19 protein-coding genes are annotated in these 23,860 nt (G+C 41.7%); 17 read left to right on the top strand and 2 right to left on the bottom strand.

The features are described from left to right. Window positions 1-61 precede the first annotated feature (61 nt). From ACK8P5_RS18490 to ACK8P5_RS18415, 16 genes are all read left to right on the top strand, one after another. Window positions 62-1,096 (top strand): DUF4430 domain-containing protein, encoded by a 1,035-nt coding sequence (locus ACK8P5_RS18490; RefSeq protein WP_422657725.1) that lies wholly within the window; start codon window positions 62-64, stop codon window positions 1,094-1,096. Further along, entirely contained in the window at window positions 1,096-1,986 is an 891-nt protein-coding gene (locus tag ACK8P5_RS18485; protein WP_422657724.1) for an energy-coupling factor transporter transmembrane component T, read from the top strand. The genes ACK8P5_RS18490 and ACK8P5_RS18485 overlap by 1 nt, the downstream gene beginning before the upstream one ends. Next, entirely contained in the window at window positions 1,959-3,632 is a 1,674-nt protein-coding gene (locus ACK8P5_RS18480) for an ABC transporter ATP-binding protein (RefSeq protein ID WP_422657723.1), read from the top strand. The genes ACK8P5_RS18485 and ACK8P5_RS18480 overlap by 28 nt, the downstream gene beginning before the upstream one ends. After that, on the top strand, window positions 3,614-4,342 hold the full coding sequence (locus tag ACK8P5_RS18475; protein ID WP_422657722.1) for an ECF transporter S component: 729 nt from the start codon (window positions 3,614-3,616) through the stop codon (window positions 4,340-4,342). Before ACK8P5_RS18480 ends, ACK8P5_RS18475 begins: the two co-directional genes overlap by 19 nt. 94 nt (window positions 4,343-4,436) lie before the next feature. Then, window positions 4,437-5,447 (top strand): AI-2E family transporter, encoded by a 1,011-nt coding sequence (locus tag ACK8P5_RS18470; protein ID WP_422657721.1) that lies wholly within the window; start codon window positions 4,437-4,439, stop codon window positions 5,445-5,447. Window positions 5,448-5,630: 183 nt separating this feature from the next. Next, the gene (locus ACK8P5_RS18465) at window positions 5,631-7,931 is read left to right on the top strand and encodes a helix-turn-helix domain-containing protein (protein ID WP_422657720.1); all 2,301 of its coding nucleotides are present in this window, start codon (window positions 5,631-5,633) and stop codon (window positions 7,929-7,931) included. Window positions 7,932-8,238: 307 nt separating this feature from the next. Then, window positions 8,239-9,210 (top strand): ABC transporter permease, encoded by a 972-nt coding sequence (locus tag ACK8P5_RS18460; protein ID WP_422657719.1) that lies wholly within the window; start codon window positions 8,239-8,241, stop codon window positions 9,208-9,210. Between the two features lie 10 nt (window positions 9,211-9,220). Then, window positions 9,221-10,117, top strand: a complete 897-nt coding sequence (locus tag ACK8P5_RS18455; protein WP_422657718.1) for a carbohydrate ABC transporter permease — start codon at window positions 9,221-9,223, stop codon at window positions 10,115-10,117. Window positions 10,118-10,143: 26 nt separating this feature from the next. Then, window positions 10,144-11,802 carry an extracellular solute-binding protein gene (locus ACK8P5_RS18450; protein WP_422657717.1) on the top strand — a complete coding sequence of 553 codons (1,659 nt, stop codon included), beginning with the start codon at window positions 10,144-10,146 and terminating at the stop codon, window positions 11,800-11,802. A 255-nt stretch (window positions 11,803-12,057) separates the two neighbouring features. Next, window positions 12,058-13,254, top strand: a complete 1,197-nt coding sequence (locus tag ACK8P5_RS18445; protein ID WP_422657716.1) for a Gfo/Idh/MocA family protein — start codon at window positions 12,058-12,060, stop codon at window positions 13,252-13,254. 17 nt (window positions 13,255-13,271) lie between these two features. After that, a complete protein-coding gene (locus tag ACK8P5_RS18440; protein ID WP_422657715.1) occupies window positions 13,272-14,075 on the top strand; it encodes an acyltransferase domain-containing protein in 804 nt (267 codons plus the stop codon). Window positions 14,076-14,092: 17 nt separating this feature from the next. After that, window positions 14,093-16,396 (top strand): glycosyl hydrolase family 95 catalytic domain-containing protein, encoded by a 2,304-nt coding sequence (locus ACK8P5_RS18435; protein WP_422657714.1) that lies wholly within the window; start codon window positions 14,093-14,095, stop codon window positions 16,394-16,396. 249 nt (window positions 16,397-16,645) lie between these two features. Continuing rightward, window positions 16,646-18,481 carry a UbiD family decarboxylase gene (locus tag ACK8P5_RS18430; RefSeq protein ID WP_422657713.1) on the top strand — a complete coding sequence of 612 codons (1,836 nt, stop codon included), beginning with the start codon at window positions 16,646-16,648 and terminating at the stop codon, window positions 18,479-18,481. A 124-nt stretch (window positions 18,482-18,605) separates the two neighbouring features. Then, entirely contained in the window at window positions 18,606-19,094 is a 489-nt protein-coding gene (locus ACK8P5_RS18425) for an RNA polymerase sigma factor (RefSeq protein WP_422657712.1), read from the top strand. Window positions 19,095-19,097: 3 nt separating this feature from the next. After that, complete coding sequence (locus ACK8P5_RS18420) at window positions 19,098-20,090, top strand: hypothetical protein (RefSeq protein ID WP_422657711.1); 993 nt, start codon at window positions 19,098-19,100, stop codon at window positions 20,088-20,090. 162 nt (window positions 20,091-20,252) lie between these two features. Then, window positions 20,253-20,900 carry a nitroreductase family protein gene (locus ACK8P5_RS18415; RefSeq protein WP_422657710.1) on the top strand — a complete coding sequence of 216 codons (648 nt, stop codon included), beginning with the start codon at window positions 20,253-20,255 and terminating at the stop codon, window positions 20,898-20,900. A gap of 153 nt (window positions 20,901-21,053) precedes the next feature. On the opposite strand, the gene ACK8P5_RS18410 is transcribed toward ACK8P5_RS18415, so the two are convergent. Beyond that, complete coding sequence (locus ACK8P5_RS18410; protein WP_422657709.1) at window positions 21,054-22,196, bottom strand: acyl-CoA dehydrogenase family protein; 1,143 nt, start codon at window positions 22,194-22,196, stop codon at window positions 21,054-21,056. Window positions 22,197-22,405: 209 nt separating this feature from the next. On the opposite strand from ACK8P5_RS18410, the gene ACK8P5_RS18405 reads away from it, so the two are divergent. After that, a complete protein-coding gene (locus tag ACK8P5_RS18405; protein ID WP_422657708.1) occupies window positions 22,406-23,314 on the top strand; it encodes a LysR family transcriptional regulator in 909 nt (302 codons plus the stop codon). A 77-nt stretch (window positions 23,315-23,391) separates the two neighbouring features. Here ACK8P5_RS18405 and ACK8P5_RS18400 read toward each other — a convergent pair whose 3' ends face one another. Beyond that, window positions 23,392-23,844 (bottom strand): DinB family protein, encoded by a 453-nt coding sequence (locus ACK8P5_RS18400; protein WP_422657707.1) that lies wholly within the window; start codon window positions 23,842-23,844, stop codon window positions 23,392-23,394. Between the last annotated feature and the right edge of the window lie 16 nt (window positions 23,845-23,860).

The raw sequence follows: 23,860 nt of genomic DNA, 5'->3' as shown, positions 1-23,860 counted from the left end.
AGTGCTAAGCAAGGGGGGATGTGTGTACCCTTGCTTAGTTATTTAAGGTGGAAACAAACATATGAACAAGAAAAAATGGATAACTGCGATTGTGATCCTTGGTATTTTGGCTATCGCATTCTTCTGGGGTGGGGATGTACAGAAAAGTCCGATCAGCCTTGAGGACAGCAGCTCTAAAGCACCTGTTGTAGACGAAACAACATCGTCTCAGACTACTGAAATCACTCCGCTTGAAGAAGATAAGCAAACTAAGCCACCGGTTATTACTGACGAACATGATTCTAATAGCGAATCGGAAGTGAAGAAAGAGCAAGAAGACTCCAAAGACCCAAAAGATAACTCTAAGGAGTCCGAGCCTGAGGAGAAAACAAATTCAGTTCAATCTGTAGAATCAGTCAAACCATCAGATAATGTAGAAGAGAAGCCAGCAGTGAAGAAGCCTGTGGATACAGTAGAGAAGAACACGGAAGCACCCAAATCAAGCACATCTACTGACAAGGGGAATAGCTCTGAAGCGAAAGTCCAGGATAAAGATAAGCCTAAATCAGAACCAACCAAACCGGATATCAAAGAACCGAATCCTAAGCCTAAGAAGGATAAATTTCTGACTGATCCTGTTCCAGAAGGGAAGCCAAAGCCCGTAGAGTGGCAGGATACAGAGGTCAACACGGCTAAGCCATTAATGATCACCTTGTCAGTAACTAGCCGAACCATATTAGACAATATGGATAAATTCAATAAGGATAAACTTGAGGTATTGCCTGCCGACGGGGTGATATATAAAGCTAAAAAAGTAACCTTTTATGAAGGAGAATCTGTGTTTGATGTTTTGTTAAGAGAGATGAAGAAGAATAAGATCCACATGGAATTTTCCATGACCCCAATCTACAACAGCAATTATATTGAAGGCATTAATAATATATATGAATTCGACTGCGGGGAGCTTAGTGGATGGATGTACAAGGTGAATGGCTGGTTTCCGAATTATGGTAGCAGTCGTTATATGCTGAAAGACGGAGATGTTGTCGAGTGGGTGTATACCTGTGATTTAGGACGGGATGTTGGTGGAGGAACAGCTGCAGGAGGACAGAAATAATGAAAGATTCCTTTTCGACGTTTCATCCTTTCGTGAATTTTTACTACTTTGTCGTCATTCTGACATTCAGCATGATTTTTATGCATCCAATTCTTCAAGCCATTGCACTACTCAGTGCTGCGATCTATTCCATTCTCCTCAACGGAAGGAAGGCCATGAAATTCAATCTACTCTACATGCTCCCGCTCTTCTTGTTCATGGCCGTATTGAATCCGGCTTTTAATCATGAGGGTGTTACGATTTTATTTTATTTAAATAACGGAAATCCGATTACGCTTGAATCTATTCTGTTCGGTGTGGCCGCAGCTTGTATGTTCGTGACGGTAATGATGTGGTTCTCCTGTTATAACTCTGTCATGACATCTGATAAATTTATATATATTTTTGGAAAAATACTACCCGCACTATCCTTAATCTTCTCGATGGTCTTGCGTTTTGTCCCCCGCTATTTAACACAATTAAAGGTGATCTCGAATGCACAACAATGCATTGGGAGGGACGTTTCGCAAGGGAGTTTGCTTTCAAGAGCCAAACATGGAATTACCATTCTCTCAATTATGACCACCTGGGCACTGGAAAATGCAATTGAAACCTCGGATTCGATGAAGTCCAGAGGGTATGGACTGCCTAATCGAACAAGTTTTTCAATCTTTCGTTTTGATTCAAGGGATAAGGTTGTACTCTCTCTCCTAATCGGATTAACCGTTATAGTTCTTCTAGGTGCATTCAGGGGGGAGAATACGATACGTTATTTTCCTTCTATTAAAATGATGGAGATAACCGTGTATAGTGTGCTCGTGTATATTTCCTATTTCCTGTTATGTACGGTTCCTGTGATCATTAATATGGTGGAGGCAATGAAATGGAAGTATATCGAATCGAAGATTTAGGATTTACCTTTCCTGAAAAAGATACCCCAGCACTATCTCATATCAATCTATCGATCACAAGAGGAGCGTTTATTACCGTATGCGGGAAGTCTGGTTGCGGCAAGAGTACACTGCTTAGACATCTCAAAACAGTGCTTACGCCGCACGGGTCAAGGGAAGGCACTATCTATTTTGACGGACAGTCTCTCGAAACAATCGATCATCGCACGCAGTCTGCAGAGATCGGATTTGTGCTTCAGAGTCCTGACAATCAGATTGTGACAGATAAAGTGTGGCACGAACTTGCATTTGGATTAGAGAGTTTAGGTTATGACTCCAGCACCATAAGGTTGCGTGTAGCTGAGATGGCTAGTTTCTTCGGGATTCAAACATGGTTTCATAAAAATGTATCAGAGCTCTCCGGTGGTCAGAAGCAGCTTCTGAATTTAGCTTCTATTATGGCTATGCACCCTTCCGTTCTCATTCTGGATGAGCCAACCTCACAACTGGACCCCATTGCAGCTGCAGATTTTTTAGAAACGGTGAAGAAGATTAATCGAGAGCTGGGAACCACAGTCATCATTACAGAGCATCGCCTAGAGGAAGTCCTCCCGATCTCGGATCGACTTATTGTGATGGAGGAAGGGACAATCATTGCAGATGCTCCACCGCAACAAGCTTGTGAGACCTTACGCAGGATGAATCATCATATGTTCATGGCTATGCCATCCCCAACGAGAATCTATGCCGCAGTAGGAAATGATGATTTACCTTGCCCCATTACAGTAAAAGAAGGACGTCAATGGGTCGATGCATATCTACATAATCAAATAGCCACTTCACTTCCCCCTAAGGATGAGTACGCTGTTTTGCAAGACAATATAGTCATCAACCTTAAAGATGTATGGTTTAAATACGAGAAGCATGGAGTCGATATCATCAAGGGCTTGTCTTTAGAGGTGAGAGAGGGGCAGTTCTACTGCATACTGGGCGGTAATGGAACGGGTAAGACCTCAACGTTATCCCTCATAAGCGGACTTCGAAAGCCATATCGAGGGAAAGTTTTGATCGGTGGGAAGAATCCAGCAAAGATGAGCAGCAAGGAACTCTTCACGAACAATATAGGAGTGTTGCCCCAAAATCCACAATCCTTATTCGTGAAAAAGACTGTAGAGCAGGATTTATATGAAGTGTTATCCCATACGACACTAACCCAAGCTGAAAAAACGGAAAAAGTAAAAGCCATGATTATGTTCACAGAGCTTGAACCGTTAATGGCCATGCATCCGTACGATCTCAGTGGAGGAGAACAGCAGCGTGCTGCACTAGCGAAGGTATTACTATTGGAGCCCCAAATATTGTTGCTTGATGAGCCAACCAAAGGGCTGGATGCTTTCTTTAAAGACAAGCTCGCTGCATTTTTGAAACAGCTGAATGCCAAGGGTGTCACCATTGTCATGGTTTCGCATGACATTGAGTTTTGTGCGGAGCATGGGGAGTGGTGCGCGATGTTTTTTGATGGGAGTCTCATTACGAGCAACACAACAAGAAAATTCTTTGCAGGTAACAGCTTCTATACGACGGCAGCAAATCGTATGGTGAGGCATGTATGGAATGATAGTGTAACGACTAAGGATGTGATAGAAAGATGCCTTCACAGCAATTAGAGAATCAGCGATATCGTCGCCGGCCGAATCTTGCAGCAGTCATGATCCTCATTATAATTCCCGCAACAATCCTAATGGGTGTATTTCTATTAGATGATAGGAAATACTATTTTATTAGCCTTTTAATTATTTTGTATACCATGCTTCCATTTGCTATGGTGTTTGAGAATCGCAAGCCTCAGGCCAGAGAATTAATCGTGATCGGTGTGCTTGTCGCTATTGCCGTAGCAGGAAGGGGCGCATTCTTTATGCTGCCACAGTTTAAACCGGTCGTTGCGATCGTCATTATATCTGGTGTGACGCTAGGGGCGGAAGCAGGCTTTCTTGTGGGTGCCATGACAGGATTTGTGTCTAATTTTTTCTTTGGACAAGGACCATGGACGCCGTGGCAAATGTTCTGTTTCGGTATCATTGGTTTTGTGGCAGGTCTTCTATTTAAGAAGGGGTTGCTAAGAAAGACGAAGTTCTCGCTTTGCTTATTCGGAGGATTATCCACGTTAATCATTTATGGGGGGATTATAAATTTAGGATCTGTCCTGATGTTCACATCTGAGTTTTCATGGGAAGCCTTGCTTGCGACATACATATCAGGTTTTTGGTTTGATATCGTGCATGCCATCGCTACGGTTACGTTCCTCTTTATGATTTCAAAACCTATGATTGAGAAGATTGATCGGGTCAAAATGAAGTACGGACTTATCGAATTTTAGATTGGGTATTTTTCACAAAATTTTATTTCTGGCTTACGAATGGCGAGTAACCTATAATCATAGGATAGACATAAATACAAAAAGAGGGAAGCCTATGGAATTTTTGAAGTCGTTTTTTGCCCAATCCGTTGTGAAAAGAATACTATTTCTGCTGCTAGTTCTCTTGTTGCTGTATAGTTTGCGGCATATGCTAAATTTATTACTTTTATTATTTCTAGTTACATTTGTTATGGGGCGTCTAGAAGGATTCGTTACAAGAAAGCTTAACCGTCTATTTCCTATTTCGCCTTTGATAGTTAACATTCTCTTATACGCTTTGCTGGTAACTTCTCTTGTATTCGGGCTTATAAACTATGTGCCTAAGATCGTGAATCAGGTGGTAGATATGTTTAATAGCATCACCCGATTTATTAACACGTCTAGTTCTTCCCAGCAAGATGAGTTTGTTAAGATGACGGCAGCTGCGCTGGAGAAGCTGGATTTCCAGAAGTATTTAGGAAGTGTAGTCGATTATATAATGAAGCTAGGGAAATGGCTGGAGATCATTCTGTTTGTTATCCTACTGAGCTTTTTCTATCTTATCCAAAAGAAGAAAGTTGTACAATTCACCGAAAAATTTCGGTATAGCAAAATAAGCTGGGCTTATAAAGAGTTCCACTATTTTGGCCAGAAATTCACTTCATCCTTTGGAAAAGTAATTGAGGTTCAGCTTCTAATCGCCGTGTTTAATACCGTGCTTACGATTGGAGGACTCTGGATCTTCGGATTCCCGTATTTGTTCGCGCTCACGATTATGGTCTTTCTGCTAAGTCTCATTCCCGTGGCTGGTGTTATCATATCCTTCATTCCGATTGGGATCATTGGATATCAGATTGGCGGAATCACCTTGGTATTCTGGACTGTTATAATGATCTTGATCGTTCATGCGCTGGAAACATACTTCCTCAATCCAAGGTTGTACGCGTCAAAAACAAAATTACCGATGTTCTATACATTTATCGTACTTATTTTCTCTCAGCATTACTTAGGAATCTGGGGTCTTATTATCGGGATTCCCATCTTCATGTTCCTGCTGGATGTATTGGATGTAGAACAGACTGAATAACTTTATTGATTAAATGATTAGACGCGCCTTTACAGGCGTGTTTTTTTATTTTGAAAATATTCTAGAATTGTCCAGGAATTGTACCATAGATGTTCGCTTAATGCTTTCTTCTCAAGTTTCTATAATTTTGATATACTGACCAGTATATTTATGGAAATATAGATAGGAAGGGATGATTCTGAATTGTTTAAGTATTTTGAGAAAATTCAAATCTTCAGAAAGTTTCTACTATCCTATCTTTTGATCCTTGTTATACCTCTCATTTCTAACTTAATCGTATATCAGATTAGCGTTTATCGAATTACGGATCAAGCAACGAAATATAGTCAGAGCTTAATGACAGAAACAAGTCGTATGATCGATAAAAGAAATGAAGAAGTCGAGAACTTTGTATATCAAATGTCTAAGAATCAGGATATCAACCAATTAATGTACCGAAAGCCATCGGACCCAGAAATTACATACGATATTTATAAGGTTCTGAATAGTATTCGTCCTTATTGGTATACGAATCACTTTTTCGAGGACTTTTATATTTATTTTAATAATATCGATATTCTTGTCACGCCGGATTCATCTTTTCTACGACCGAAGGATTTCTATAAGATGAATAGTTACGAAGGACTTAGTTACGAGGAATGGAATAAAAAATTCAATAAACCGTATTTATCCCGACAGTATTTCCCAGCAAGTCGAGTCGCCCAAGGAAATAATGATGAATCCATCATTACTTACGTACAGTCCATCCCATTTCTTTCGAAACAAAGTCCCAAAGCTAATGTCGTGGTTTTGATCGATGAACAGGAGATTTCTTCATTATTGCATCAGGTCTCATCTCAGTATGATGGGTTTACGATGGTTTATGATGATACAGGAAATATCATTTTTAATGACAATCTAGATAAAGAATTGGTTTATTTTGATGAGTCGACTAACAAATATAAATTCAAGAACAATAATGAGAAATACATGCTGCTTGAATCCAAGTCGAACAATACTCATTGGACATATGTAGCTGCCATATCAAAAGAAAAATTATCAGAAGATGTACAGTACATTCGGACGATCAATATGGTTATAGCAATGTTTACACTCTTCGTCGGGCTATCAATTGCCTTCCTTTTCTCCTATAAGAACAGTATTCCATTGAATCGTTTGTTAGGAATTATGCATTTTCCTCAAACCGGAAAAGTCAAAAATCCTTATGATTTTGTACATAGCAGTGTTGAAGATATTCTAGCCAAGAATGATGAGTTAAAGGAACAAATCCAAAGTCAGCTTCCAATTCTAAAGGACACAATCATACGAAAGCTGATTGCGGGGGAAATAAGTTCTTCCAAAGAAGCGAGCGCTTTAATTGAACAAGCTGATTTATCTATTCATGGTCCATTTGGTAATGTCGGTATCGTTCAGATTATTCATATGTTAAGTGAAATGGATAAAGAAATGCTTGATGAGATGAATGTTGCCCAATTACTTATTCAGAATGAATTAATGGATGTCTTCAACGGAGAGATTCTGTGCTGTAATTATGGTGTTGATCAGGTTTTATTTATAATGTCTTATTCAAACAAGCCATCCCAAGTGGAGCAAACTAAGGTCGATATAGCAATTGGTCTTTTGATCCAGCGTATGGTAGAGAAATACAGTTTGAAAGTCAATGTTGGGCTAGGCCAGTACTTCGATCAGATTTTACATATCCACCAAGCATATGAAGAGGCGAAGCTGAGTTTGCCATTTGTTCCATCGATTGACCAGCCTATGTCCTATTATAAATATGTAAATACGTTTCAGGAAGGACAGATGGAGTGTTATTATCCGATTGAATTAGAGCTGCGCCTAATCAATGCTGTAACCAACGGAGAAGTTGATGAGGTTAAGGAGCTGTTCGATAAAATACTTGAAGAGAACATAAAGTTGCGAGTGCTGAATAAACAAAGAGGAAGCCAGCTGTTAGCATCCTTAAATCATACCATTATGAGAATGTTCTCAAAAAATATACAAATCAATCAAGTATTAGTCGATGATATTTTGACTCGAATAAAAGAGATGAACATCAAGAATCAGGATATATATCAGGAATTAGATCGCTTTAAACATATTTTTATCGATTTAACGATGAAAATACATGAGAAGAAGGTAGCTGGTGGCCAACAAGTAATTCTCAAAATGAAAGAAGCGGTAAAACAAAACTTTAATGATCCGAATTTATCGATCATTAATATTACAGAGTCCGCTGGCATTTCGGAGAAAATGGCGACCTCGTTATTTAAGGAACATGTCGGGATGAATTTGTCGGATTATCTAGAAGAGGTAAGGCTAAACTATGCAAAGTCGAAATTGATTCAAACGGACGAGTCTATCGAGGACATCGCAACGATGTCTGGGTATAATAGTGGTCACTCTTTCAGGCGGGCCTTTAAGCGGAAAACAGGGACATCTCCATCCGATTTCAAAAAAATGATGCAAGATGTAAGAGAATAAATCTAGAGAAGAGACTGACTTTTAAAGTCTAATGGAATGACTTTAAAGCAGTCTTTTTGGGTTTAGGACGAATCACTACTAAAATCATGATAACGCTTCCAAAAATGTACGGTGAGATTTTATTGTACGCTCCCATAATTAAAATGGTTAAAAACCTTGTTGTAGAGCGGTTTTTAGCGTGTACGTTGTATGAGAAAGTGCATCTTTCATAACCGTCTTCTATCTAATATGATAACCCCAACAGTCAATCGATTGGCTCAGCGCTGAGGCATGTTAAGGACTGGGATATTGGATTGGAGGGGGTTACATGCAAGGAAGCACACTTCATAAGACGGGATCAGATAGCCTGGATATAGCCAAGAATCTAAAAACAACACGAACGAGACGGAAATTAGTAAAGAAACATTGGCAGTTATATACCTTCGTTCTGATTCCTTTAGCCTTTCTGATCATATTCAAATATGTACCGATGGCAGGTGTTGTAATTGCATTTAAGGATTACAGCGTAACTAAAGGTATTATGGGCAGTGAATGGGTAGGGCTGAAGTATTTTCGATACTTCTTTGAAGGGCCAAACTTTAGCTTGTTATTAAAAAATACACTCTTACTGAGTGTGTACGGTTTAATCATCGGCTTTATTTGTCCAATTATTCTAGCTCTATCATTAAATGAAGTGAGGAATACCCGTTTCAAAAAAATGGTACAAACTATAACCTATGCTCCATATTTCATTTCTACAGTCATAATGGTGTCGATCATTATTTTGTTCTTATCCCCGAATTCAGGGCTTATTAATAATATTCTTGGTCTATTCGGAATCGAGCCTATCAATTTTATGGGAATTCCTTCTCACTTTAAATCAATTTTCGTGTGGTCTGACGTGTGGCAGAATACTGGATATGCAACGATTATATATCTTGCTGCGCTAGCAGGGGTAGATCCACAATTGTATGAAGCGGCTAAAGTTGATGGAGCGAATCGTTTCCAGAAGATTACAAATGTTGATATTCCGGGGATACTTCCCGTTATTATCGTGGTCTTGATTCTTAACATTGGCTCGATCATGGCTCTCGGATTCGAGAAGATCTATCTCCTGCAGAACCCGCTGAATATCAACGCCTCAGAAGTTATCGCCACATACGTATACAAGGTAGGCCTACTCGGAGCGAACTTTAGCTTTGCCGCAGCTGTTGGATTATTTAACTCCATTGTCAACTTTATTTTAATAATTTCTGCAAATGCTTTATCTAAAAAATTCTCGTCATCAAGTTTATGGTAGGTGGAGAAGCATGAATACTAAAGCGATAACAAGAATTAATGAATCCGTGGGCGATCGCCTTTTTATAGGAGCAATCTACACGTTCCTAATTCTCGTATTAATAGCCGTTCTTTATCCACTTGTCTTTATTGTAAGCGCTTCATTTAGCAGCGCGTCTGCGGTAGTTTCCGGACGGGTCTGGCTGTTTCCTGTAGAACCAACTTTAGATGGGTATAAGGCTATTTTTAACAACTCTCAGATTATTCAAGGTTTTTCGAATTCACTGTTTTACACCGTTGTGGGTACCTTCATCAGTGTAACGATTACGATCTTACTGGCCTATCCTTTATCAAAAAAGACGTTTTACGGGCGTAGGTTCATTATGGTTTTGCTCGTATTTACAATGATCTTTGATGGAGGGCTTATCCCTCTGTATCTCGTAGTTAAGAACTTAAATATGATAGATACGATATGGGCATTGTTACTCCCACAAGCACTTGCCGTTTTTCAGGTTATTATTGCTCGGACATTTTTCCAATCTACGATTCCAGATGAATTATCCGAAGCAAGTGAGATGGATGGGTGTAGTGAAACCAAATTTTTCTGGAAGGTTGTACTGCCTTTATCCAAGCCAATCTTAGCTGTACTCGTGTTGATGTACGCAGTCATGAAGTGGAATATGTATTTTGACGCCTTAATCTATCTGAAGTCAGAAGAATTGTTCCCTCTGCAAATCATCTTAAGAAGTATTCTGATATTGAATGTGGAGTCTGGGGGGAACATCGAAGAGGTTCTAAAGCTGCAAGGACTCAAGGAACTTATGAAATATTCGCTTATCGTTGTCTCTAGCTTACCAGTGTTAGTATTGTATCCATTCGTACAAAAGCACTTTGTAAAAGGGATGTTGATTGGTTCAATTAAGGGATAAAAAGATGATTGAAAGGGATGAGGTCAATGAAAAAGAGTTTATTATCCAAAGGGGCTATTCTGTTTTTCGTATTCTCACTTATGTTAACAGCTTGTGTACCTTCAAAGAATGAACCACCTAAAAGTAGCGACAGTGGTAATACGGATGGAGCGAATGCTCCAATCGAAGTATCCATCTTTACCCCTAAATTCACAAGTGACGGCGATTTCAATGAGAATGAGTTCACCAAAATGATTGAAAAGAAGCTTAATATCAAAATTAAATGGGAATTTGCGAATCAAGATGCTGCCAAGGAAAAACGCCAGCTTTCCCTCGCAAGTGGAGACTATCCGGATGCTTACTGGCTAGTGACTTGGATTGATAATATTTCCAAAGTGGAGGCTCAGAAATATGGTCAAGAAGGTATCTTCTTGCCTCTGAACGACCTCATCAAAGAAAACGCGCCAAACATACAAAAAGCAATGAACGATGTTTCATACTTAGAGAAAGGAATCACTGCACCAGATGGTAATATTTACGGGTTACCTTTGCTGGGTGAATGTTATCACTGTTCCAGATACGGGAAGATGTGGATTAATAAAGAGTGGCTCGAAAAACTAGGCTTAGAAATGCCGACTACAACGGAAGAATTTATAGCAGTGTTGCAAGCATTTAAGAATGGTGATCCGAATGGTAACGGTAAAAAGGATGAAATCCCACTCAGTGGTGAGACAAGAGAACTTGGAAATAATCCGACGATGTTCTTAATGAATGCATTTATTCCGAATAATGGTCTCGATTATATTAATGTAGATGACGGCAAGCTATCTCTTGGTCCAATGCAGGAAGGGTGGAAAGAAGGATTGAAATACATCAATTCTCTTTACAATGAGGGTCTGATCGATCAGGGAGCGTTCACACAAAATACAGAAGCATTAAAGCAAATAGGTACTCCTGAAAGTGATTCGATCTTAGGAGCATCTTCTGCGCTTCACCCGGCTGTATTTGTAGATCTAAAATCGGAGCACTCCAAAAAATATGATGTTGTTCCTCCAATACAGGGACCTGATGGTGTTCAATTTACTCCATCTAATTACGGCTCAGTGAATAACTTTGCATTCGCAATTACAGATAAAGCCAAAGGTGAAAAAGCAGAAGCATTAATTAAGCTGGCTGATTTCTTTTACTCCGAAGAGGGTGCACTGACTGCAACTTACGGTAAGGAAGGGGTCAGTTGGAAGAAAGGAGGACCAGAGGATATTGACCTGAATGGTAAACCGGCAAAGTATGCGAAAATCCCAAGTGACCCGAACCAGAAAGAAGAAGATAAAGTTTACTATGGATGGGGCGAGAGAGGACCATTGCTACAAACGAGAGCGTTTAGAGATGTAATGGGGACTTCAACGGATGAATTGTCACCACAAGGGTATGAAAGAAGATTGTATAATGCGACGTTAAAATATGATGGGTTTGAACCAAAAGAACAATTTAACGCTTCTGCGGCTTGGGTCGATCCGAAAGAAGCAGAGGAAGTTGCTTTACTCAAAATTAATATCAATAAGTATATTGAAGAAAACATCGTACAGTTTGTGACGGGATCTAAAAATATCGATAAGGATTGGGACAGTTATCTTAATGGTTTCAAACCACTGCAAATTGATCGTTATTTAGAGATTTATCAAAAGGCGTATGATGCAAGTAAATAATAGATCAGTATCATAATTCGTCAAACATATGACAAAAAAACACGAAATAATGATTGATAATATCATAATTATGATCTATTATATCATCAAATAAATCATTATAGCGTTTTCAATATGGATAGTACTAAGGCGTTTGTCTTGTCTGTGACGTCATAAAGAGCGAGGATAACTCGCTCTTTGCCGTCATTTGGGATGGTTAGGTTAAGTGGTTGAAACGCCTTTGGGAAAGCGCTATCAATAGGAGGATTAAACAATATGAAGGACAACGTGAAGATTGGAATGATCGGGTTAGGCGCACGGGGAATGGGACTATTAGGTCATATTATTCTTAACATGTCAGATGTTGAGGTTGTTGCGGTATGTGACCGATATGAAGATCGACAGAACAAAGCAGCAGATAAAGTAGAAGAGAAGCGGGGCAAGAGACCTGTTGTAACGAATGATTATACGGAAGTACTTGCTATTGAGGAAATTGATGCCGTAATTATTGGTGCTTCATGGGCAGATCATATTGACATTGCTGTTGCAGCGATGGAAGCGGGTAAATATGTAGCTAGTGAAGTAGGTGGTGCATATTCAGTACAGGAGTGCTGGAGATTAGTAGAAGCTTATGAGAGAACTAAAGTACCTGTGATGATCATGGAAAACTGCTGTTATGGTCGAGATGAACTCATGGTTCTGAATATGGTTAAGCAGGGGATATTTGGTGACATTGTACATTGCGCGGGCGGATACCAGCATGACTTGAGAGATGAGATTGCCTATGGTTATGAGAACCGTCATTATCGTTTGGATAATTATATCAATCGTAACTGTGAGAATTATCCGACGCATGAAATTGGACCGATTGCTCAAGTTCTTAATATCAACCGTGGTAACCGCATGGTTTCCCTTGTCTCAATGGCTTCTAAAGCTAAAGGTATGAAAGAATACATAAAGAATGAAAAAAGCCACGATAGTGGGTTAGCTGATGTAGATTTCATGCAAGGAGACATTGTAACTACGATTATTAAATGTGCTCACGGTGAGACGATTACTATTACGCTGGATACTACGCTTCCAAGATATTACTCAAGAGGCTTCACTGTGAGAGGTACCAAGGGCATGTATACAGAAGATAACCATTCGATCTTTATCGATAAAGAACATGATCATCATTCGGCTTGGAATAAGAACTGGGGCAATGCTGACGAATACAGAGAGAAATACGAGCATCCAATTTGGAAGAAATTCCTTGAAGAAGGCGTGAAGGGTGGTCATGGCGGTATGGATTGGCTCGTATTCGCTGACTTCTTCGAAAGTGTGAAGAAAGGTACGCAAACCCCGCTGGATGTGTATGATATGGCTTCTTGGATGTGTATCTCAACGTTGTCTGAGGACTCCATTGCGATGGGGGGACACCCTGTGGCGATCCCTGACTTCACGAATGGAAAGTGGATGACTCGCCGCTAATAAAGGAGATTGGTGCTGTGGAACTGAAACCATTCTGCGAGGGGATCAAGCTCTCCCCTCCAGCCCAAGAAGTTGTATATGGATATGACATGGATGAACAGGAATACCAAAGTTACAAACAGCACTTCCATAACAATCGCTTCTCTTTCTTCGAAAGAGTAAAGCAAGTATCTGAATACCGGGCATTATTCTTATATTTATTCGTAAGGTTTGCGGTGGATGCCCATGAGGAATATCAGATTAGAGATATCGATAATGAGGTCTATTTCGATACCTTTTCCGATATTCAATTGTGGTGTTCGACCTGTAAACGTGATTATGATGAGTATGGAATTCAGGAGTTCAGCTGGTTGCAAGAGCATGTCCAGCTCCGTTTGTTTAGACTAGGAAGATTACAGTTCCAGCCCGCTGCATTTGATCGTGATATCGAGCTGCATGGTCGAATGATCTATAAAAATCAAGTGGTGCTTAATGTTCATATTCCAGAAGGAGAGCCACTGGATCCTAAGAGAACGAAGGAGTCGTTCGAGAGGGCAAAGGCGTTTTTCAGAGGAATCAATCCTGTTTTTATATGTCATAGCTGGCTACTGTATCCGCAATTAGATGAGGTGTTGCCTAGCGACTCCAACATCATTCAATTTCAGCGTGAATTTCATATTTATGAGGTCGATCCTAACTCAAGAGAAGCTGAGCAGCGAATATTTATTAGCGTATGTTCCGATCCGTCTTCATATGAGGAACGTACAAGTTTGCAGCGCAGAGCGAAAGCCTTTCTGATCGCTGGCAACAAGCTTGGTAGTGGTTTTGGCATCAAAGTATGAGAGGAGTCACGAAAATTGTGGGTGATTTAAAGTTATGGTACGATCAGCCCTCATCTAGGTCAGATGAGACAGCAGAGCAGAATTGGAACCGTGCACTTCCGATTGGGAACGGACGTCTTGGTGCCATGATATTTGGGGATTGTCCTTCCGAACGGATACAGATAAATGAAGAATCGATCTGGGCTGGGCCACCTATGCCCGAACATCTCCCTGAAGCAAAGGAAGCAGTTCGTGAAGCCAGAGAGCTGCTACTTGCTGGCAAGTGCGAAGAAGCAGAGAAGCTAGTACAAGAGAAAGTACTGTCACCTCATACAGGACCAAGAAGCTATCAGCCGTTTGGGGATTTATGGATTACAGATCTCGGGATTACGGAGCAGCATAGCGTCAGTGAATACAGACGTGAATTGGATTTGGATACGGCTGTAGCTAAAGTCTCCTATGTACGTGAAGGGGTTCGTTATTGTCGTGAAGCTTTCTCAAGTAATATGGATCAAGTTCTGGTCGTTCGTTATTATACGGAAGGTCAAGGACGGATTAATACACGAGTAGAGCTATCTCGGGGAACGGATGCAAGTGTTGAGCTGCATAGTAAAGATAGCCTCCTGCTTACTGCGCAAGCAGCACACGGTTCGACGCATCCTGGTGTTAAATTTACCGGTATGCTGAAGGTAGATGCAGGTGAAGGTATGATTAGCCATGAGGGAGAAGCTCTCATCATAAGCGATGCAGACGTTCTCACATTATATCTGGCTGTACGCACAGACTACCAATTTGCGAATCCGTCAGAGCCGCTTCAGCATAATTTGATACAGCAGTGTGAAGCTGATCTGGAGAGTGCCTTGAAGAAGTCTTACCTTCAAATTAAGGAGGATCATATTCAGGAACACAGGCGGTTGTTTCAGCGGGTTCAGCTTCGTTTAGGTCAGGCGGATGAACAATTATCATCCTTTCAAGACATACCTACTGATCTGAGATTGGAATCTTTCCGTAAGGGAAATAAGGATCAGGGGCTTCTTACCTTGTATTTTCAATACGGCAGATACTTGCTCATTTCCTCAAGTCGCTCAGGATATATGCCAGCGAACCTTCAAGGAATTTGGAATCCATTAATGGAAGCTCCTTGGGACAGTGACTATCATATTAACATCAACATTCAGATGAATTATTGGCCCGCTCAAGTGACGAATCTGTCTGAATGTCATCTACCATACTTTCAACTGCTAGAAGGTCTGGTGGAGAATGGGCGGAAGACGGCGCGTGAAGTGTATGACTGTAATGGATTCGTCGCTCATTATACGACGGATGCGTGGTTGTTTACGGCACCTGTAGGGAATGTGAATTACGGCATGTGGCCGATGGGGGCAGGCTGGTGCGTCCGCGACTTTATGGAGTATTATCGCTTCACAGGAGATCGCGAATTTCTAGCCGAACGTGCTTACCCTATACTGAAGGAAGCAGCACTTTTCTTCTTGGATTGGCTCGTAAGGCATCCGGATACGGGGAAGTGGATCTCGGGCCCTTCGACTTCACCGGAGAACACCTACATATCACCTGCTGGTAACAGAGTTGCTCTGTGCATGGCGCCTGCCATGGATCAGCAGATTATATGGGATGTGTTTACTTGTGTAACGGAAGCAGCCAAGGAGTTGGGGATACAGGATGAGTTTATTGCTAAGGTCGCTGATATGTTTAGTGAGTTAGCATTACCAGACATTGGCCCCGATGGACGCCTATTGGAATGGTGTGATCCTCTTCAAGAAGCCGAGCCGGGTCACCGGCACATGTCCCATTTATATGCACTGTATCCAGGTGAGCAGTATAGTTATGCTTCCACGCCAGATCAAATGGAAGCTGCTCGCAAGTCGCTAGAATATCGCTTGCAGCATGGCGGTGGCCACACAGGGTGGAGCAGGGCTTGGATCATCAATTTCTGGTCTCGTTTAAAGGATGGGGAGAAGGCGCTCTTTAACCTCGAACAGCTACTTCAGCATTCCACCCTCCCTAATCTGTTTGATAACCATCCGCCATTCCAAATTGATGGGAATTTCGGTGGGACGGCAGGAATTGCAGAGATGCTGCTTCACAGTCATGGTGGCTTAATCGAATTGCTCCCGGCGCTCCCGAAAGCATGGGATCATGGGGCGGTTACAGGTCTAAGAGCACGTGGCGGGTTTGAAGTGGATATCGAATGGGAGCAGGGCGAATTAATACAATGCAAGATCTTATCGCTGAACGGTGGAATCTGTAACGTTTCTTATTCAGGTAAGCAGATATCTTTGAATACAGAAGCGGGTCAGAGTTACATTCTTGATTTTAAATAACTCATGAGAATAAGTCATAAAGATGAACACATAAATCGCTTGTTATTTTGACAGGTGGTTTATGTGTTTTTGTATCTTTTAACGGGGACAATGAAATTGAGATAAGAGGTTCTTGGCATCTTTTCTTTGGGATACTTGAGCATGACCTAACGAATCGGAATTGCTGCTTATTTGTGTTATGATTTACACAGCCAATATTCACAAGTGTGGGTATGCGTTCACTACCTTCTATGGATTGGAGTAATATGGATGAGCTATCGGAATCTAGAAGAATGCATTATCGATTTAGAGAAGAACGGACATCTGGTTCGTATTCATGAAGAGGTCGATCCTGATCTTGAAATGGCAGCGATACATAGGAAAGTATATGATGCTGGGGGTCCAGCATTATTGTTCGAGAATGTAAAAGGTTCGAAGTACAGAGCGGTGTCTAATCTGTTTGGTACAATCGAGCGAAGTAAGTTTATCTTTAGGGATACTTGGAATGCAGCGCAGAATGCAATCGCTGTTCGTAACAACCCAATGCAAGTTGTTAAAAATCCATTTAAATATATCGGTACCGGCTTGTCAGGAAGTAAAGCTTTACCATTGAAGAAGTCTGGCAGCCAGCCAGCCGGGTTCCAGGAGATTCAAATATCGGATCTTCCACTTATTAAGCACTGGAAAGAAGATGGCGGCGCTTTTGTCACATTGCCCCAAGTATATTCGGAGGATCCAGAGAAACCAGGCATCATGAACTCTAACCTAGGGATGTACCGTGTTCAGCTTAGCGGGAATGAATATGTGTTGAATAAAGAGGTGGGACTACACTATCAGATTCATCGGGGTATTGGAATCCATCAGGACAAAGCGACCAAGCAAGGTGAACCTCTGAAAGTAAGTGTGTTTATCGGAGGTCCGCCAGCACATACGCTATCAGCGATTATGCCATTGCCTGAAGGGATGAGTGAACTGACCTTTGCGGGGCTGCTTGCTGGTCGTCATTTCAGGTACAGCTATGTAGACGGATATTGTATCAGCCTTGATGCAGACTTCGTGATTACGGGAGAAATTCATCCTGGAGAGACCAAGCCGGAGGGACCTTTTGGTGATCATCTGGGCTACTATAGTTTAACCCACCCTTTCCCGGTCATGAGAGTGCATAAAGTGTATGCGAAGCAGAATGCCATACTTCCATTTACTGTCGTAGGACGTCCTCCGCAAGAGGATACCTCGTTTGGTGAGTTAATTCATGAGCTGACTGGTGGAGCGATTCGGAAGGAAATCCCTGGTGTGAAAGAAGTTCATGCTGTTGATGCAGCAGGTGTACATCCGCTTTTGTTCGCGATTGGCAGTGAACGCTATACGCCTTATGAGCAAGTAAAACAGCCTGCTGAAATCCTTACCCAAGCCAATCGGATATTGGGAACCGGTCAACTAAGCTTAGCGAAGTATTTGTTCATAACTGCAGAAGAGAAGCAGCCGATAAGCTCGTATAAGATTGAGGCGTTTTTATCTTATATATTAGAACGAATCGATCTGCAGCGGGATCTTCATTTCCAGACGAATACGACGATTGACACCTTGGATTATTCAGGGACAGGGTTGAATACGGGCAGTAAGGTCATATTCGCAGCTGTAGGTGATTCGATACGGGAGCTGTGCAGCGAGGTTCCGGAGATTTTGAGGGATATACCTGAATTTAAGCTTCCAAGCTTAGTCATGCCAGGGGTTGTGGCGATCCAAGGACCGTCATTTAAGAGCTATGAAGAAGCGCAGCAGCATATGAATGGCTTCAGTGATGCGATTCGGGAAAGAGGAGGGCTTGACTCCTGTCCGATGCTCATCGTCTGTGATGACAGTACGTTCATGAGTGAAACGCTGAATAACTTCCTATGGGCTACCTTCACAAGGAGTAACCCGTCTCATGATATTTACGGTGTGAATAGCCGCTATGAGTACAAGCACTGGGGATGCGATAATGTTATTATTGATGCCCGTACCAAACCTCATCAAGCGCCGCCGTTAATACCCGATCCAATCGTAGAAAAGAATATTGAGCGATTGTTTGCGAAAGGTGCAGTACTAGGTGGTATTGAGAAGTAAGTGATACCTGCAATAGAACACGTCATTTATGGCGTGTTTTTTTGTGCTCATCGTTTTTTTGATAACAAAATGTGACCAAAGAACGTCCGTAGTTGTGTTAGAGGTAAAGGGAGGTCAGAACATCATGCAGAGTGACTCGCTCCGGCCGGGCGGAGATATAGCAGATGCCTATGAAATCTATGGGAGGATGCTATTTAAAATAGCGATGGTTCATTTGGGTAACAAAGAAGATGCGGAAGAGGCTATGCAGGAAACGTTTATCAAGCTGTTGTATAAATCGCCAGAATTTAAAGATCAGGGGCATGAAAAGGCGTGGTTAATTCGGGTCATAACGAATCACTGCAAGAATATGCAGGGCAGCTTGTGGCGAAGACGTGTCATGAAGGTGGAAGAGATCAACGAATATTTCGAGTTTTCTTCTCCAGATCGAGCGCTTATGGATCATGTCTTAAAGCTGCCGTTCAAGTACAAGACAGTGATTCACTTGTATTATTATGAAGATTATTCGGTTCGGGAGATCTCTGAAATCTTGCAGATCAGTGAGTCTGCTATAAAAATGCGTCTCAATCGTGGCAGGAAACTGCTTAAGATGGATTTAGAAGGAGAGGAATGAATCATGGATCGGAAGGATTATAGGAATCTAATGAATCAGATCGAGCCGGATGAAGGAATGGAGCATCGGATCATTCAGAGGCTGAGACAACGTGATGAACATAAAAGAAGTATGAGCGGCGCTCGTAACCGTATAAACCGACTGTTAAAAGCAGCAACTGGATTGGCTGTAATTGCATGCCTAGGACTGGTAGTTGCTTTAGTATTGAATCTTGAACATACCACGATTGTCACATCTAATAACGTGCCTGAGTTCGATCAGACTCCGTCGGTAAGTAATAAAGATTCACACGCCGTGGCCATCCCGAAGATCGAACTGCCGAAAGAATCTAATGCGCAAGCCAATATGATTGGATTGATCGTTTACAAAGGCAACATCTATACACAGACATCTACTTCAATATCTCCTGAAACCGCAAAGCTTTTGAAAGGAAAACAGCTTGGGCGTACAAAAGCTGGGATAGACGAATGGAGCACTTCTTCTGATTACACTGAAATGGCGTCGACGATAGGCGAGATGGATTTATACGCGGTAAAGGGGTACGATTCAGATTTTAGAATCATGTCATATATGCAGATGGATGGGGCGATATTTGCCGAGCTATACGAACAACTTAACGGTATTACGGTTGCCCGGGGTGAGGATCTCATTGGCAAGCTCCATTTGAAGGAGCATATTGAATCTGCAAAATGGCAGGATTTTAACAGTTGGAATTTTAGTGAAGCCCATTTTACAGATATCCAAGTTGACCATACATTACAAGCTTTTATTGACTCTTTATATGAGGCTAGACCTGTATCAGCAGATGCGCTATATGAAGCAGGAATTTATGATTCATTACCTGAGAATCAGAAGTTTATCTATTTGAAGCTTCAGGATCAGACCGAAGTTCAACTCAGGTTGTTTAAAGACGGAAATTATGTGAGTTATGCAAATGCAGGTGTCTTTTTTCAATTGGATCCTGTTGTCTTTGATGCATTTTGGGAACAAATGTAGTCAGTTCAGTCCTAATTAACCCTTGCCTAGCAAGGGTTTTTCTTGGCTGTACCAAATACAGGACATAGCAAAAATATCCAAAGCTATGACATTTTATACTTACTTTTATATAGTCACTATGATAAAATAATATAAAAGTTGTATACATAAGGAGAGTCTGACATGAATCAAGTAGCTAATTCATCCATTTCATTTACGGAGCTTGTCAAATCCAGAAGATCTGCCATGAAATTTATCCCGGATGTTCCGATCAGCAGAGAGGAACTTGAAGAAATGTTCAGCCTCGCGAAATTTGCACCATCGGCGTTTAATCTGCAGCATACACATTATGCAGTCGTTACAGATAAAGCGTTAAAAGAAAAAGTATATGACGCAGCATATAAACAGTACAAAGTGTTAAGTAGCTCAGCAGTTATTGTTGTTTTAGGTGATCTGGAAGCTTATCAGGATGTGGGAGCGATGAATGAAGGGATGCTCCATCTTGGTGTCATGGATCAGATCGAGTTTAATGAAACCGTTCGGGAAGTACATACGATGTATGAATCGAGAGGAGATCAATTTAAGCGTGATGAAGCGATACGTAACGCAAGTCTTTCGGCGATGCAATTTATGCTTATTGCAAAAGACAAAGGGTGGGAGACATGTCCGATGATCGGATTCGATGCGGACGCTATTCAGCAAGCACTGGAGATCACTGAGCGTTATGTCCCCGTTATGCTGATAACACTAGGAAAGGAAGACACGAGTAAACCTAGACCACGCGGCTATCGTAAACCGAACGGTGAGTTCGTTACCTATTATGGAGACTAATAGCCAAGGAATGTTCCTGAGGATGTCGGGGTTTCGTCGGAACTATTATTGTATTCTATATTAAATAATCAAAAGAGCAGCTGTCTGTCCTAGGTCAATATTTTGCCAGGGCAGCTGCTTGTTGTTCTTGTCAAATAATAGTACGTTGTTTAATCATTCTTCATTTAATGCCTCAGCTGCAAGCTGATTTAAAACCGTGTTATCCATCGGTGGATTGTGCAGGCCAGCGCGAACGTCTCGGTAATATCGCTCGAGCGGTAAATCTTTAGACAAGCTCGATCCGCCTATAATTCGCATAGCCAAGTCAACAACCGTGATCGCATTGTTGGTGACTGTATATTTTGCGAGACCCAGTTGTGCACGCATATCGGAGCGGATCGAAGGGGAGTTATCCCACCGCTCTGCAGCTTCATACAACATCGCTCGAGCGGTTCGAAGCTCCGCTTCCATCTTGCCAATGGACTGCTGCACGGTTGACAGTGTGGCAATGGAGGCCTGAACGCTGCTTGGTTTATATGATTTAGCAAAATTCAAGGCATAATCTCTTGCAGCCAAAGCAATTCCCATATAGCAGGCTGGAATATGAAGAAGCCATCCGCTACCGTCATCCATTCCCGAACCTGTAATGCGAAATTGCTCAGGGGCGAAAGCATCCTTGAGTACGACATCGTGGCTTCCTGTTCCACGCATACCCAGCGTGTTCCAGGTCTCTTCAATGGTAGTTCGATCACTTCGACGAATGAGAAATTCGCTAACCGTATCCTCTTCAGTAACATATGCGGTTACGACGAACTGATCTAAAATCGGGGAAAGTGTACTGAACGTTTTACGTCCTGTGATGAGCCAGCCTCCAAGGGTGCGAACAGCGGTCGTTTCAGGTTTTCCACCCCGACTAGGGCTTCCTGTACCCGCTTCACTCGCAAATACATTCATCATGGAGCCTTGTTGGACGATATCATGACATAAGTTAGCGAATAATTCCTCCGGCCATTTACCGGTCATTCTTAGATGTAGTATTTGACCTAGATGCCATCCTACGGCTAAGGCCGTCGATCCATCTCCATAAGCTAGACGTTCCTGCACTTGTACCATCTCATACAGCGAAATTTCATCACCGCCATACTTGCGGGGAACGGTTAGCTTTAAATATCCTGTCTCTCGAAGATCGTTGAAGTTTTCGAATGGGAAGCTTCCCGCTTGATCATGAAGGGATGCTCTTGTGGCAAAACGTTCGGCGAGAAGCTCAACTTGATCCAAACGTTTCTGCTCTGCCTCACTACGTATATATTGATCCATATACCTGGCCAGGATGAATCACTCCTTTATATGGTGACTACTCTCATTATAGTATCATATTTTCTCGTCAATCCCCATAAAGCCGGTTGTGTTAAACGGGATTAATAGAATACATTCTTTTTCTAACTTTGAAATGGCTAATTAAATCGTCGTTACAACCTTAAATGTAATAGAATAGAAGTAGTAAATTTAAAAGAGGAGTGAACCCATTGACGCTGCAGCAGCTAAAGTACGCCATAGAAGTTGCTAATCGGGGGTCGATGAATGAAGCGGCGAAGCGGTTGTTCATATCCCAGCCGAGTCTCTCAAATGCGATTCGAGATTTGGAGGAAGAATTCCAGATTACGATTTTTGAACGTACGAACAAGGGGATATCACTCTCCAAAGAGGGCGCTGAATTTCTAGGGTATGCTCGGCAGGTTGTAGAACAGGCAGAGCTACTGGAGAATCGTTATGTAAACGCTAAGCCTTCACCGCAGCATTTTTCAGTATCAACCCAACATTATGCCTTTGCAGTCAACGCCTTTGTAAATCTCGTACGGGAGTATGGACAAGATGAATATGAGCTTGCTCTACGTGAGACGAAGACGTATGAAATTATACAGGATGTCAAAACACTCCATAGTGAAATAGGCATTCTCTATTTGAATGAATTTAACTCCAAGGTGATCAACAAGCTGCTCAAGGATGCGGGTCTGCAGTTTCATAGTTTGTTCAGGGCGAAGCCACATATTTTTATCAGTATTCATAATCCGCTCGCGAAGCAATCCATTGTGAAGATTGAACAGCTACAAGACTACCCGTATTTGTCTTTTGATCAAGGAGAATACAATTCGTTTCATTTCTCTGAAGAAATTCTGAGTACGTTGTCTCACAAAAAAAGCATTCGTGTAAATGATCGGGCCACACTTTTTAATCTGCTAATCGGGTTAAATGGGTACACCATTTCCACAGGAGTGCTGAGTGCCGACCTGAACGGTAACGAGATCATTCCAGTACCTCTTGAAAGTGATGAGAGTATTAATGTAGGTTGGATTAGCCATAAGAACATTACACTCTCCAAGCTTGCGGTTGCTTATGTTGATGCGCTTTATGAAGCAATTACGGAGAATGAGTGATGAGGTTTATGAATGAAAAAAGAGGGAGCCTGTTGTTCGGCTCCCTCTCTTATGTATTGAAACATTTCGCTATATTGTCAGATGGCTGCATTTTTTTGAATGAGAGAAATCTGCCCGGCATGAATGCCTGTGTGATACATCAATCTACCCACGGCTTCAAGTGGTGTCGATACGCCCATTGGAGATTTAACCGGTTCGTTCCATTTCTCCTTAGGCAGCTCGCGCATAGCGGATAATATATGTTCATTAGAAGCTTTCAGGGTAGCAATGAGTTCTTCCAGATTCGTAAACTCCATATCGGCACCAGCAGCTCCTCGAGCGGTCTGAATGACAAATCCTTCTGGTATGGGCCGGCTAAAGAACCAATCAGCAAACATATACTCGACCTCTGCATTATGGCGAAGCATATAGCCGATAGAAGCATTTCCTATTTTCAAAGGGAGATCCTGTTCAGGTAAACTCTCAGCTGTCTTATGGAATCGTTCCTGAATGGAATTCCAGATTTGAGATACAGTATCTAGTGTTGTCATTCGCTCACTTCCTTTA

It is taken from the genome of Paenibacillus sp. EC2-1, from assembly GCF_049311625.1.
GTDB lineage: Bacteria > Bacillota > Bacilli > Paenibacillales > Paenibacillaceae > Paenibacillus_AQ.
This window is presented reverse-complemented; position numbering and strand designations above follow the sequence as displayed.

What these genes read in the sequence shown, in the direction of transcription:
- ACK8P5_RS18490 (WP_422657725.1), top strand. Translation starts at nt 62, where the DNA reads ATGAACAAGAAAAAATGGATAACTGCGATTGTGATCCTTGGTATTTTG.
- ACK8P5_RS18485 (WP_422657724.1), top strand. Translation starts at nt 1,096, where the DNA reads ATGAAAGATTCCTTTTCGACGTTTCATCCTTTCGTGAATTTTTACTAC.
- ACK8P5_RS18480 (WP_422657723.1), top strand. Translation starts at nt 1,959, where the DNA reads ATGGAAGTATATCGAATCGAAGATTTAGGATTTACCTTTCCTGAAAAA.
- ACK8P5_RS18475 (WP_422657722.1), top strand. Translation starts at nt 3,614, where the DNA reads ATGCCTTCACAGCAATTAGAGAATCAGCGATATCGTCGCCGGCCGAAT.
- ACK8P5_RS18470 (WP_422657721.1), top strand. Translation starts at nt 4,437, where the DNA reads ATGGAATTTTTGAAGTCGTTTTTTGCCCAATCCGTTGTGAAAAGAATA.
- ACK8P5_RS18460 (WP_422657719.1), top strand. Translation starts at nt 8,239, where the DNA reads ATGCAAGGAAGCACACTTCATAAGACGGGATCAGATAGCCTGGATATA.
- ACK8P5_RS18455 (WP_422657718.1), top strand. Translation starts at nt 9,221, where the DNA reads ATGAATACTAAAGCGATAACAAGAATTAATGAATCCGTGGGCGATCGC.
- ACK8P5_RS18450 (WP_422657717.1), top strand. Translation starts at nt 10,144, where the DNA reads ATGAAAAAGAGTTTATTATCCAAAGGGGCTATTCTGTTTTTCGTATTC.
- ACK8P5_RS18445 (WP_422657716.1), top strand. Translation starts at nt 12,058, where the DNA reads ATGAAGGACAACGTGAAGATTGGAATGATCGGGTTAGGCGCACGGGGA.
- ACK8P5_RS18430 (WP_422657713.1), top strand. Translation starts at nt 16,646, where the DNA reads ATGAGCTATCGGAATCTAGAAGAATGCATTATCGATTTAGAGAAGAAC.
- ACK8P5_RS18425 (WP_422657712.1), top strand. Translation starts at nt 18,606, where the DNA reads ATGCAGAGTGACTCGCTCCGGCCGGGCGGAGATATAGCAGATGCCTAT.
- ACK8P5_RS18420 (WP_422657711.1), top strand. Translation starts at nt 19,098, where the DNA reads ATGGATCGGAAGGATTATAGGAATCTAATGAATCAGATCGAGCCGGAT.
- ACK8P5_RS18415 (WP_422657710.1), top strand. Translation starts at nt 20,253, where the DNA reads ATGAATCAAGTAGCTAATTCATCCATTTCATTTACGGAGCTTGTCAAA.
- ACK8P5_RS18410 (WP_422657709.1), bottom strand. Translation starts at nt 22,196, where the DNA reads ATGGATCAATATATACGTAGTGAGGCAGAGCAGAAACGTTTGGATCAA.
- ACK8P5_RS18400 (WP_422657707.1), bottom strand. Translation starts at nt 23,844, where the DNA reads ATGACAACACTAGATACTGTATCTCAAATCTGGAATTCCATTCAGGAA.